Source organism: Caulobacter sp. LARHSG274, from assembly GCF_052871235.1.
On record NZ_JBIXJO010000006.1, the window covers coordinates 186,781 to 200,269 of the forward strand.

At 66.5% G+C, this 13,489-nt stretch carries 6 protein-coding genes; all 6 read right to left on the reverse strand.

Going from position 1 to position 13,489, the window contains the following annotated elements:
- Window positions 1-106: 106 nt before the first annotated feature.
- The gene (locus ACIPQB_RS13420; RefSeq protein WP_446485742.1) at window positions 107-3,133 is read right to left on the reverse strand and encodes a TonB-dependent receptor plug domain-containing protein; all 3,027 of its coding nucleotides are present in this window, start codon (window positions 3,131-3,133) and stop codon (window positions 107-109) included.
- Between the two features lie 405 nt (window positions 3,134-3,538).
- Entirely contained in the window at window positions 3,539-4,531 is a 993-nt protein-coding gene (locus ACIPQB_RS13425) for a LacI family DNA-binding transcriptional regulator (protein WP_446485776.1), read from the reverse strand.
- A 419-nt stretch (window positions 4,532-4,950) separates the two neighbouring features.
- Window positions 4,951-5,910 (reverse strand): alpha/beta hydrolase, encoded by a 960-nt coding sequence (locus ACIPQB_RS13430; RefSeq protein ID WP_446485743.1) that lies wholly within the window; start codon window positions 5,908-5,910, stop codon window positions 4,951-4,953.
- Between the two features lie 73 nt (window positions 5,911-5,983).
- Window positions 5,984-8,614: a glycoside hydrolase family 3 C-terminal domain-containing protein gene (locus tag ACIPQB_RS13435; protein WP_446485744.1), complete on the reverse strand. Its 2,631-nt coding sequence runs from the start codon at window positions 8,612-8,614 to the stop codon at window positions 5,984-5,986.
- A 154-nt stretch (window positions 8,615-8,768) separates the two neighbouring features.
- Window positions 8,769-10,313, reverse strand: coding sequence for a tryptophan halogenase family protein (locus ACIPQB_RS13440; protein WP_446485745.1), 1,545 nt, complete (start codon window positions 10,311-10,313; stop codon window positions 8,769-8,771).
- Between the two features lie 63 nt (window positions 10,314-10,376).
- The gene (locus tag ACIPQB_RS13445; RefSeq protein ID WP_446485746.1) at window positions 10,377-13,337 is read right to left on the reverse strand and encodes a TonB-dependent receptor; all 2,961 of its coding nucleotides are present in this window, start codon (window positions 13,335-13,337) and stop codon (window positions 10,377-10,379) included.
- Between the last annotated feature and the right edge of the window lie 152 nt (window positions 13,338-13,489).

Below are 13,489 nucleotides of genomic sequence, written 5' to 3' on the forward strand. Positions count from 1 at the left end.
CGACAGGCTCTAGACGCCCCCCGCCTACGCTTGACGATCCTCGCGAAGGTCGCCGCCGATGTCGCCGCTGTGGAGCAGCGACATCGGCGACGAACTCGAGCCTCGATCAGAACTTGAAACGGACGCCCGCGCGGTAGATGCGGCCGATGATGTCATAGAGCGCCGGGTTGGCGTAGGAGGGCGACTTGGCGGGGTCATGGTCGAAGACGTTGTCGACCTTGAAATAGGCCGTGACGTCCGGGCGAATATTGTAGGTTCCGCCGACGTCCAGGTAGAAGGCGCCCGGCATGAAGTTCTTGTCGATGGTCGGCGCATTGACCGTCGAAACCGGGCAATTTCCGGCGGCGCAGACGACATACTGGTTGCCGTAGTTGCCGTCGCTGAACCAGCGTTCCTGCAGCGTCAGGCTGAAGTTGTCGGCTTCATAGGTCTGGATCGCCAGCCACTTCCAGTTCGGCGTGGCGCCGGTGTTCACGCCCGCCGAGTCGGTCGGCGCGGTGCCGGGAAGGCCCGTGTCGGTGATGAACTCACGGATGTGCGTGGCCAGCGCGCGCAGGGTGAAGTTACCGTCCAGCCCCAGGGGATGCTGCCAGCGATAGCTGGCTTCGATGTCGAAGCCGCTGGTCTTCCACGAAGCCAGATTGAACGACTGCACATTGATGTAGTTGGGGCCGTTGGGGTTGTTGAGATTATAGGTTCCGCAGGTCTCGGGCAGGATGTTGCGGAAGCACAGGTCGACGATCTGGGCCGCGCCCAGGCTGGAAATGACGTCGTCGATCTTGATCTTGTAATAGTCGAACGAGGCGCTGAAGCCGGGCAGCCACGGGGGATTGGCCAAGACCACCCCCAGCTCGGTGTTGCGGGCGATCTCCGGGGTCAGGTTGGGATTGCCGACCGCGTTCTGGATCACCACCACGCTCACATTGCGCGCCGGATCGAGGAAGTTGGGCAGGGTGGTCGTGACCGGCGCGGCGAACAGTTCCGACAGGTTGGGCGCGCGCACGTCACGCGAGGTGACGCCGCGCAGGCGCAGGCCCTTGATCGGCGTGTCCCAGGTGCCCCCGGCCTTCCAGGTCCAGATGGTTCCCGAGGTGCTGTAGTCGGTCACGCGCGCTGCGGCGTTGAAGTTGGCGCGCCCCAGGACCTCGGAATCGACCAGGGGAAGGTCTGCTTCGAGATAGGCTTCCTCGACGTGGTAGGCGCCGTTGCCGTTCTTGTAATTGCCCGCATACCAGTTGTTGCCAATCGTCGACAGCACGGGATCGGCCGGAAACTCAGCGGAGTTGGGGCTGCGGTCGGAAACGCCGGCGCCGTAAGGGTCGGCGTGGACGGTGTAGAACTCCCGGCGATATTCGGCCCCGAACGCCACCGACAGCGGCCCTGCCCACAGCTCGAGCGGGGCGCCCGAGAAGTTCAGGCTGGCCACGTCCTGCGTCATGCGCAGGCGCTGGAACGGACCGTTCTCCGGCTGGACGTAGGCGAGCGTCGCGGCCGATGGCGTCTTGCCGCCGATGACGTTGAGCGGCTGACAGCCATTGGCCCGCGCCACGGGGTCGGCGCAGACGATCGCGCCATTGAGCGTGGTGGCCTGGATCGCCTGATTGAAGCGCGGGTTCAGGATGATGTGATCGACGTCGACCGCCGTCTTGTTCACGCCGTGCTCGTAATAGGCGTCATAGCTCCAATCGGTGTCGAGAAGTGCGAACTTGCCTTTCAATCCGCCGACGACCCGGTATTGGCGGCGGTCGGTGTGGACCTCGGTGTTGGGCAGCAGCGCGTTGCTGGTGCCGAACTGGAAGCTGGTGACGCCCGCACTCGCGCAGGCCGCCTGCACCGACGCCGGCACATACGGGTTGGCGCACTGCAGGGTCAGGCCCGGGCGATTTTCCCCGTTCACCGGCTGGTTGCTGGTCTTGACCTGGCCGAGATTGAACGAGACATAGGCCTCGTTGTTGGCGGCGAAATCGTAGCCGACGCGGCCATAGGCCACCCGGCGCTCGATCGCCGACTGCAGCGTGCGGCCGCTGTCGACATTGCCCGACAGGTCGCCGCCGACGCAGGAGCCCGGGAAGCAGCCGTTGACGGCGCCCGAGGCGTTCTTGGCCGGCACGCCGTTGGAGCCGTACTGGAACTGGAACGGCTGGCCGTTCTGGTCGAAGGCGATGCCTTGCAGGGGACCGGCGGAGATCAGGCCGTACTTGGTGTAACTGTAGGGCTGGACGAAATCGCGCATCACATATTGCGGCGAGCCGTCATTGGTGACGTTGCGGTTGATCATCGTCGTCTGGGTGAACCAGTCGCGGTCGCCGGCCAGGTCCAGGCCGAAGTCGCCGGGGCCCACGCCGTCCTCCTTGGCCCATTCGCCGCTGGCGACCAGGTGCAGGCGATCGTTGAGGAAGCTGCGGCCGCCGGCCAGTTGCACCAGGCCCTGCTCGTCGTCGCCGTAGGTGGTGATCCCGGCCTGGACGTTGCCCTTGAAGCCCGTGAAGCGGGTGTCGGTGATGAAGTTGACGACGCCGCCGACCGCGTCGGATCCGTAGGAGGCCGAGGCGCCGCCGTTCACTACGTCCACGCGCTGGATCAGCAGTTGCGGAAATAGGCTGACGTCGGTAACGCCGGTATAATAGGCCCCGACCACGCGCTGGCCGTCGAGCAGGGTCAGGGTGCGGATCGTGCCCAGGCCCCGCAGCGAGAACGAGCTGAGGCCCTGCTGGCCGCTGGAGGTGCTGAAGGTGTTCGTCGTCGAGCCGCTCGAACCCTGCAGCGACGGCAGCTGGACGATGGTGGCGAAGACGTTGGGCTGGGCGTTGTTCTGGATCTGGGACTCGCCGATCACGGAGGTCGGCGTCGGCGCGGTGAAGCCGGTGGTCTGGATGCGCGTGCCTGTGACGACGATCTCGCTGACCGTGGCGGCGTCCGGCGTGGCCGCGGGCGCGGGAACGACGGTCTGCGCCAGGGCGGGCGCGGCGATCGTGCTGGCGAGCAGGGCGGCCGCGCCGGCCGAGCCGAAAGCTTGACGTCTTATCTGCTGGATCAAGCGGCCCTTTAAGGTCGAGACCGCCGCGGTGTCCTGTTGTGCGCCCCCGGCGTTCCTGGCGCGCGGGCTCGAAGGCGCAAGGCCGTTTGAAAGCATATCCGTCCCTCCCTAAGCACCGTTGATCGGCGCAATTTGACGCTCCCTGCCGGCGTCTGCCGGCGCGATGGTAGCGTTAACGTAAAATTTGGTAAGTCCGCCGCCCTGTCGAGTCAATACTCCGACATAATAACGCTGAAATAGTCCTCAAACTCCATGATTCTTGGGATAATACCCCCAGATATTCGCCAACTAGGCGAGTTTGTCGCGCCATAAACCAACGTTTCGAGATGGTAGCGTTACCGTATCCGCGCGATCTTCGCAGTGGTTTGGGGCCTTCGCCATGTGCTTGGTGCTCGGTGCGTCAGTCACGATCGTGCTGGCGGTCGAGCAAGAACTGCCGCGGCCGATCGTTTGGCTGGGTTCCGATATGGGCGGCGGGAGGACGTCTAAGCGCCAGGACGCCTAAAGGCGTGAAGTCGACAGACGCGTGACGATCTCGTGGTCGAGCACGCGATCGCGTCCGCCGCCCAGCGGCTCGATGCCGGCGATCTGAGCGGCCAGCAGGCCCAGCGCCTCGGCTGCGAGCTTGCGAACAGGCTGATGGACCGTCGTGAGGGGCGGCCACAGGGTGACCGCGGCCGGGGTGTCGTCAAACCCGACAACGGTCAGTTCGCCCGGCACGTCGAGGTGACGGCGATGGGCGACGGACACCACGGCGGCGGCCATGTCGTCATTGCTGGCGAAAATCGCCGTTGGCGGTGAGGCCGCATCAAGCAATTGCTCGGCGGCGGCCAATCCGGAGGAAAAGCTGAAATCGCCTTGGGCGATCGCCGTCACCACGCCTTCGGCCTCGCGCACGGCCGCATAGAAGCCCGCCAACCGTTCGGCGCTCGCCGCCTGGTCCGGATTGCCTAGAATGAACCCCAGGCGGCGATGGCCAAGGTCGATCAATTCGCGGGTCATTTCGTAGGCGGCCCGACGATCGTCAATACGCACGCAGATCGCGCCCTCGACATCATAGGCGCCCACGGCGGCCATCGGCAGGCGCGCCTTGCGCAGCACCTGCAGCACGGCGGGGGATTCGCCCAGCGGCGGCGCCAGGATCACGCCGGAAACGCCGGACGCGATCAGGCTTTTCAGCGCCGCGACGTCGGGCGAGCGCCCGCCTTGCCCGCCCCTGAGCAGGATCAGGTGGGCTCCACGCGCCGAGGCTTCCTCGTAAACGCCGGTCAGGAAATCGCTCATGAAGGCGGCGCTGGGGTTGGAATAGATCACGCCGATCCTGAGCTCGACGGAGGTCACCAGACTGCGCGCGGCGACATTGGGGGTGTAGCCGAGCACCTGGATGGCCTCGGCCACCGCCGCGCGCGCTTCAGATCCAACGCCCGTACGGCCGTTGATCACGCGTGAGACGGTCATCGGCGACACGCCTGCCTGCGCCGCGACGTCGACAATGGTCGGGCGACCGCCCCCTGAGTTCCTTGCCAATCCGTCGCCCCGTCGTCGTCGCTCCAAATGTTACCTAATCCATTGCGCATCGGACGCAATGACCGATCGTCGCGATGCGTCAAGCGCCGCGGCGATCCTGTTGGGCTCCGATAAAATTTTTGCGCGCCGTACTGTGATATTGGTTGGACAAATTCTCGCGAATGAGCCAATGTTAACGCAACCATCGCCGTAAGGTTGCTCGACTCGGAAAATCTGTCTTACAGATTTTCGTCGTGCAGCTTGTTACGGCTGGGTGCCATGACTGCCCGCCTTCCCCCCCAGGGCGGTCTCGCCCGGGTCCGGGATCGGCTTGAGGCCATCCCTGGACCCGGGCGTCTTCTTGTTTGCTGAAGGAAGCCAGGCGCCTCCGGCCGGCTCTTTCGTCGTCAGGGCTTGGGCTTCAGCATGCCGTGCATGCCGATCCAGCGGACATAGGCGTCGAACCAGCCCGTGCTCGTGGTGGGTTTCTGATACATGCCAAACCCATGCCCGCCGCGTTCATACAGGTGGAATTCGACCGGGCGCTTGGCCGCGCGCCAGCTGTCGATCAGGCCAAAGCCGCCATTGCCGAACAACGGATCGTCGGCGGCGAGGGCGACGAACATCGGCGGGGCTTCGGCGGGCACGGTCACCGGCGAGAGCGAACCGTAGATCAGACCGATGAAGGCGGGCTTGGCGTCGTCTCCGGACAAGGTCGTGGCCAGGGTCAGCATGGCGCCGGCGGAAAAGCCGATCATGCCGACGCGGTCGGGGTCAATCCGCCATTCGGCCGCTCGCTGGCGAACCAGCGCGAACGCCGCACGCGAGTCGGCGATCTGCGGGGCCAGGCCCGCCATGGCGGCTTGGGGACTTGGCCGCGGCGGGCGCGCGGCGCCTGAGAACATCTGGCTCATGGAGCGCTCGAAGCCGGGCATGTCGGCCGGCGTCGGGTTCAGCCTGTACTTGAGGACGAAGGCGGCCACGCCCTTGTCGGCGAGCGCCCGCGCCACCTCCCAGCCTTCGTTCTCCATCGACAGGGTGCGAAACCCGCCGCCGGGAGCGACGATGACCGCCGCGCCGGTCGCCTTGGCCGGATCCGGAAGGAACGGCGTCAGCGTCGCGACCGTGACGTTGCGCGCAAACAGGCTGTTGTACTGGCGGTGCCAGGATTCCGGCGCAGTCGCGCCGGGCAGGGCGCCGGTGCCCAGTTCGATCGCGTTCGGCTGAGCGGGGATCGGCGTAGGGACCATCTTGTCGTCCTGCGCGTGGGCCCCGGTGGCCAGGGCGAGCGCGAGGCTGACCGCCGCCAGACCGGCGCGGAGGGATCCGGTTCGACGGCCGGACTTCTCGAAGTCGGGGGATTTCATGGCGTTCCTCCTTTGTAGTTTGTGCCGCGGCCACACCGTGTCGCGAGCTCATGATCGCCGGCGGGCGGGAATGCTACTTGGCCACCGTGACGGCCGCATCGACCGCGAACTCCGCCGAGCGGCTCGCTGCGCCGGTGTCGGGTTGGCCCGAACCGACGCTGACGCGATAATGTCCCGCGCTGACGCGGCGCTCGCCGTCTAGGTCGACGGAGCTGAGATCGCGAGGCGAGAGCGTGAAGACGACATCGCGGGTCTCGCCAGGCTTCAACGCCATCCGCTGGAAGCCGCGCAAGGCCAATCGGGGTGCGCCGGGCGCCTCGGGGAAGTTCAGATAGAGCTGGGCGACTTCTTCGCCGGACCGAGTTCCGGCATTGGTGATCGTCGTGGTCACGCGCACGCCTTGACCCGCCCCCTTGGCCGCGGGCTCGACTTTGAGCGGACCGTAGTCGAAGCGGGTGTAGCTGAGGCCGTAGCCGAACGGATAGACCGGCGTTCCCTCGAAATAGCGGTAGGTCCGGCCCGCCATGGCGTAGTTGTCGAACGAGGGCAGATCCTCAGTCGAGCGATAGAAGGTCAGCGGCAGACGGCCCGCCGGATTGGCCTTGCCGGTCAGGACATTGGCGATCGCCAGGCCGCCGGACTGGCCGGGATACCAGGCCTCCAGCAGGGCCGAGGCGTTGTCCTTGGCCCAGGAGAAGTTCAGGGGACTGCCGTTCATGGCCACGATGATCAGCGGCTTGCCCAGGGCCTTGGCCTGTTCGAGCAGGGCCTGCTGGTCGGCGGGAAGATCGAGCGTGGTCTTGTCGCCGCCCTTGAAGCCGGGGATCTCGACCGGAGATTCCTCGGCCTCCAGGTCGGAGGTCAGGCCCACGACCGCCACCAGCACGTCGGCCTTGGCCGCGGCGGCCTTGAGCTCAGCGGTCGGATCGTCGGCGATGCGTTTCCAGACCAGGCTGACGCCGGACAAGGCGTGCGATTCCGACGTCACCTCGATCGGGTAGCGATGGCCTTTTTCCAGACGCAGGGTCTTCAGGGTCGGCAGGCTCGCCCACCCGGCCTTGCGGAGATCGGCGAACGGCTTGCCGTCGACCTTCAGCTCCCCGTTGAAGCCCGCCAGGCCCAGGCGATAGGTCCCGCTCTCGGGCGGAACCAGGAAACCCGTCCACACCACCCGATGGTGGTCGGAGACGCTGGCCAGGTCCAGGCTGCGGGCCGCGACGTCGGCCTCGACCCGCGTGACCACCGGCTTGTCGGCATAGGTCATCCTGGCGACCGCCTGGCCGAACGTGCCGGGGGCGAACCGGGCCGGCGGGGGCTCGACCGTGTTGAAATAGCGCGCCAGCAGGCCCGGCTTGCCGTCGGGGGTGCGCAAGGCCGCGGTCGGCACGCGGTCGCCGTCGGTGAACGAGGCGCCGAATGGCGCATAGGAGACCTGGGCCGCGGGCAGGGCGCGCCGCAGGCCGTCGACCACCGAGATCGGCGGCGCCGACAGGGCCGAGGAATAGTTGCCGCGCAGCACGCGGGTGGCGTCGCCCAGCGGACCGATCACCGCGATGCGCAGGCCCGGCTTGAGCGGCAGCACCCCGTCGTTCTTCAGGAGCACGAGGCTCTTCTCGCTGGCGGCCAGGGCCAGGGCCGCATGGTCGGGCGTCATCACCGCGGTCGGGGCCGCGCGTCCTTCGCCGCCACCCTTGGCCGGCAGGTCGCCGGTGCTGAACCGGGCCGAGAACAGGCGCACCAAGGCCGTGTCGATCTCCGCCGTGGTGATCAGGCCGCGATCCAGCGCCTCGCGATATCGGCCCGCAAGGCCGTCTGTGTCAGTCAGGGTCGCGCCGTTGCACTCGTTGTCGACCCCGGCCCGCAGCGCGGCGGCCACGGCGCTGGCCGCATCGGGCGCATACTTGTGGTGATCGCTGATGTCCTTGACCGCGTCGCAGTCGGACACGACGTAGCCGTCGAATTTCCAGGCGCCGCGCAGGTGATCCTTAAGCAGGAGATCGCTCGCACAGGCCGGCTGCCCGTCGATGCGATTGTAGGCGCACATGATCGAGCCGGCTCGGCCTTCGACGACAGCCGCCCGGAACGCCGGCAGGTAGGTGTCTTCCAGGTCGTGGCGCGAGACGAAGACATTGGCGCCGTGGCGGGTGGATTCAGGTCCGCTGTGGACGGCGAAATGCTTGGGCGTGGCGATGATGTGCGGACGATCCGGGTCATCGCCCTGGATGCCCTGCACGAAAGCCACGCCCATCCGCGCCGTCAGGTAGGGGTCCTCGCCGTAGGTCTCCTGGCCGCGGCCCCAGCGCGGGTCGCGGAAGATGTTGATGTTGGGCGACCAGGTGTTCAGCCCCGTGCCGATGCGGCCCATGCGGCCGGTGGCGCGCGCCAGGGCGTGCAGGTCCTGCACCTCGGCTCCGATCGCCCCGGCGACATCATGAACCAGCGCAGGATCGAAGGTCGCCGCCAGGCCGATGGGTTCGGGAAAGTTGGTCGTGGGCAGGGCGCCCAGGGCGCCGTGCAGCGACTCCGTCCACCAATTATAGGCCGGGACGCTCAGCCGCGGGATCGCCGGCGCGGTGTTGAGCAGTTGCTCGAGCTTCTCGTCGAGCGTCATCCTGCCCACCAGCTCGGCGGCCAGGCGATCGGCCTCGGCGCGTTCGGCGGAGGTCGGCGGGGCGGGCGCGGCGTGGACGGGCGGCGCGCCCATGGACATCGCCGCGCAAAGCGCGGTCGCCAGGCCGCATCGCCGCCAATTGGAGCTGAACATATGAGCTACCTCGCGGATTGATCTGGTTTTCGGGGAGGGCGGGGCGTCAACGGGACGGAGCCGGCTCGTCCCTGGGCGGACGAGCGGCGCATCGTCATACCGGCTGCAGGCCGTGTTCGACGATCTTGCGGATCAGGTCGCGGTGGCGGGGCAGGCTGGCGCGCAGCCGCTCGGTCTGGGCCGCGGTTTCGCGCAGGGCCCGCTCGGCGATCGCCCGCTCGTCGGCCAGGGATTCGGGCTCGATCTCCGTGCGAAAGCCCATGCCGTAGAGAACGTACTGGTAGCTGGCCGCCGGAAAGACCTCGTCGGCCCGGTCGAACTCGTCGTATTGCCAGGGCGGCTGGTGACGCCACAGCAGGAGCAGGTCGGCCAGCCGATCGGGAATGGTCTCGCGCGCGCGATTATCCCGCCAGAAGGCGGTGTCCGAGCGCTGGCTGAGCACGTAGTGCAGCTTCAGGAAGTCGACGATGCGGCCCCAGCGATAGTGCGTGGTGGCGTTGAAGCGCGCCGCGATGATGTCCATCACCTCGCGGCAGGCGGGCATCTGCTCGGCGATCAGCTTGGCCGACAGCTCGATCAGCACGATGGCCGAGGCTTCCAGCGGCTCGAGGAAGCCCGCCGCCAGACCCACGGCGACGCAGTTGCGCTTCCAGAAGGTCTCGCGATGGCCCGAGCGGATCGCAATCTTTCGAACCGGAAGGTCGCGGCCGGCCGGGCCGATATAGGCCCGCAGCTCGCGCTCGGCGTCTTCGTCGCTGATGTGGGCGCTGGAATAGACGTGACCCGTGCCGCGGCGGGTGGGCAGGCCGATGTCCCAGATCCATCCGGCCGACTGGGCCGTGGAGATCGTATGGCTGGAGATCGGGCTGGTTTCGGTCTCGTAGGGAACCTGGATAGCCAGCGCCGTGTCGCAGAACAGGACGTCGCCGCACTCGCGGAACGGCACGCCGAGCGCGTCGCCCAGCAGCAGGGCGCGAAAGCCGGTGCAGTCGACGAACAGGTCGCCCTGGATTTCGCCGGCCTGTTCGGTGACGACGCCGCGGATGTCGCCGTCCTCGGTCATGGCCACGCTCTGCACGTCGGCCAGGACATGGCGCACGCCGAGCTTGTTGCAGCAGTGGCGCTGCAGGAACGGCGCGAACTTGCCGGCGTCCAGGTGATAGGCGTAGTTGGCCGCCCCCTGATACGGCGCGGCGGTGATGGTCTTGGGCGCCAGGCCGTCGTCGCAGAGACGGCCTTGCGGGCTGACCGTGTCGCAGAAGCTCTGCGCCCCCGAGCCGGCCAGCCAGTGGGCGGCCAGGTTCACCTGCGAGAAGCCCTGCGGCAGCATCAGCGGGTGGTAATAGGCGTCGTCGGCGGCGCCGGTGGTCCAGCGCGCAAACTTGGCGCCCTGCTTGAACGCCGCGTCGCATTCGCGAAAGAAATCGGTCTCGGACACGCCGATCTTGGCCAGGCTGGTGCGCAGGGTCGGCCAGGTGCCTTCCCCGACCCCGATGATCGGCGTGTTGGGCGATTCCACCAGGGTGACGGTGAAGCCCGTCGCCATACGGGCCCGATGCTTGGCGGCGATCAGGCCGGCGGTGAGCCATCCGGCGGTCCCGCCGCCGACGATGACGATGTTTTTGACGGGACGGACCATGGCCTCAGAACAAAAAAAGCGGCCGGGAACGTCGAGCGAGCGACGTTCCCGGCCGAGGGGGACCTAGAAGCGGAAGCGCGCGCCGGCCGTATAGCGACGGCCATAGGCGAACACGTCCAGCAGCTGGTTATCGAACCGTCCGTGCGTGCTCTGCACCTCATTGGTGAGATTCAGGGCTTCGAAGAACAGGTTGATCTGCTTGGTTAGGGCGTAGCTGGTGCTGAAGTCGATCTGCAGGTTCGGATTTTCGAAGGTCGGTTCCGAACCGAAGGCCCCAGTGTTCTGGTTCTGGCCGAAGCCGCGCAGATATTCCTTGCGGTAGTTGACCGCGACCCGCGCCTCCAGGCCGTTCTTGTCATAGAAGGCCACGAGGTTGGCGGAGTCGGCCAGGCCGGTGATCGCAAAGCCGCTCTGGGAGATGTCGGTGCGATCATAGGGCTTGTTGGTGTCGACCAGGGTGACGTTACCGTTGAACCCAAAGCCGCTGTCGCCGAACACGTGCTGCCAGGCCAGTTCGACGCCGCGCACGGTGGCTTCCGGACCGTTCACCTGCTGGGTGACGCTGAAGATCGCCGGTTGGCCCGTGGACGGATCGATCACGCCGTTGATCGTCTGCCGCTGGGTGCCGCCGACGATGAAGTTGCTGACATCCTTCACGAAGAAGTCGATCGAGGCGTAGGAGTTGGGCTGGTAGTACCACTCCAGCGCCGCGTCGAAGTTGTCGGCCAGGTAAGGCTTCAGCGCGGGGCTGCCGCCGCTGGCCGTCAAAGCGCCGACCCGCTGGCCCGTCCCCACGCTGAGAACCGGCGTCAGCAGGTTCAGGCCCGGACGTGTCAGGGTCCGCGAGGCGTCGAAACGCAGCTGGAGACTGTCGGTGAGCTCCAGCTTCATGTCGATGCTGGGCAGCAGGTAGGAATAGTTGCTCTTGGTCGAGACGGCCTGGGGTTGGCTCAGGGTCACCGTCAGCAGCGTCGGATCCCCGGCGCCGCGGGTGATTGCGGTCGGCACCTGGCCAAAGCCGTTGGCCGTGACGTGGGTGTTTTCTTCACGCACGCCGGCGTTGAAGTGGAACGGCATGCCGGCCACGTCGACGTCGAAATTGGCCCGCATGAACAGCGCCCAGGTCTTCTCGGTGATGTCGCGGATGCTGCCGTTGTCGAGCGCCAGGTCGAAGGCGCCGGTAAAGGTGGTCCCGACGGTGCCGCCGCCATAGTTGAAGCCGGGAATGTTCTTGGTCTGCGGATTTCCCAGGCTGGACAGGAACTGCTGGTAGGCGTGGGCGTCGAACTTCAACAGGGTCGGCGGCAGGGCGCCGTCGAAACCGGGGATGAAGTCGTTGGTGCCGACCCGGCCGGTGAACAGGCTGGACGGCACCAGGACGCCGCCGTTGTTTCCCGACGGCGGGCCGTAGCCCGGATAGGCCTGCCAGAAGTTGTTGACGAAGGTGTTGCTCTGCTGGATCTGGTAGTGGTCTTCCATGTAGCTGCCGCCGGCCTTGATGCGGAAGCCTTCCTGTTCCCACGTGCCCGCGAACCGCAGTTGCTTGATGACGTCGGTGTTCTCCTGGGCTTGCCGCACCGTGACGTGAGAGCCGATCACTGAGGTGTCGACCCAGCGCGAGGCGTCGCCATTGGGACCGTAGCCATGCAGCACCGGCAGGGTGTTTTTGCTGTCGCCGCCGATGCTGATGCCCAGGGAGGGGCCGATGCCGAAGCCGTAGCCCACATCGGCGTTGTCGCTGCTGACGCCGCCGTCGGGGTTGAGCCAGCTCTTGGCGTAGCTGGCGTCGGCCTCGAACTTCAGGTTCGTCGACACGTCCCATTTAAGGTTCAGGCCGGTCTGGTTGGTCTGCAGGATGTTGTGGTCGGTCCCGGCCGTGAAGTCAGTCTGCGAACCGGCCTGGGTGAAGTCGATCGTGGTTCCATTCTGGTCCAGCTTGACGTTTCGCAAGTTGTCCTGGTTGAACCAAATCCCGAAGCCGAAGTTGTCGGCGCGGACGTTCTGGCGCGAATAGTTGTCGTCCAGGGTGACCGTCACGCCTTCGGTCGGTCTCCATTGCAGGGCGATGCGGCCGTCGATCCGTTCGTCCTTGGTGTAGACCTGGGTGGCGCCATATTGTTGCTCGAACCAGCCGAGGATGGTCTTGTTCGCAGGGGCCAGCTGTTCGGGCGTGCAGGTGGGCGTCAGTTGGCAGGGCGCGTAGTAGCCGCCCGGCCAGCCGCTGACGAAGACCCGATTGGTCTGGGTGTCGTGGCGCGTGTACATCGCGTCGACTAGCACCCCGAACTTGTCGTCGGCGAAGGTGTCGCTGAACAGGGCGCCGACTGTGGGCACGACCTTGCCGGCGTCGTCCTGCAGCGAGCCGGAGGCGGTGAAGGCCATACGGCGGCCCGGATGATCGAACGGCTTGGGGAAGGCGACGTTGACCGTTGCGCCGATCGAACTGCTCGACAGGGTGACGTCGGGAGTCTTGAGCACCGACAGCCCGCCGACGAAGTCGGCGCCGACCGTGCTGAAGTCCACCGAGCGTCCGCCCGTGGCCGTCGAAATCCGACGCCCGTCATAAAGGGTTTCGTTGAAGTCGCCGCTGAAGCCGCGAACGGTGATGCCCTGCGGTTCGCCGCGGGCGCCGGCGCGCTGAATCGAGACGCCCGGCAGGCGTTGCAGCGAGGCGGCGACGTTGGAATCGGGGAACTTGCCGATATCCTCGGCCGAGATGGCGTCGACGACGCCCTCCGAACTGCGCTTGATGTCGAGGTTGCGCTGCAGCGAGCCGCGCAGCCCGGTGACGACGACCTCTTCGACGACGCTCGCGTCGCTTGACTGAGCGGGAGCGGCCTGCTCGGCCGCCGGCGCGGCGACGGCCGCGGCCGTCGCCATGGGTTCGTCCGCTGCGCGCTCCGCAGCCTGGGCCGCGCCGCAAAGCGCCAGGGCCAATAGGCTGGAAGCGCCGACCAGGACCGCCTTTGAGGCGCGCTGCTGGGCGGACGGATTAGTCTGATAAGTGAGCTCTGATTTTTTCATGTTTCCCCTCCTGGTTCATTGACATGAACGCGTGCGCTATCGCTCGGCCGAACGGATCATTCCGGCCGTAACGTGTTGTCTTTTTGTGGAAAAATGATTCTAGCCGTCGTCCTTGCGGTCCGATCGCATCACAACCTCCCTGCGTGATTTAT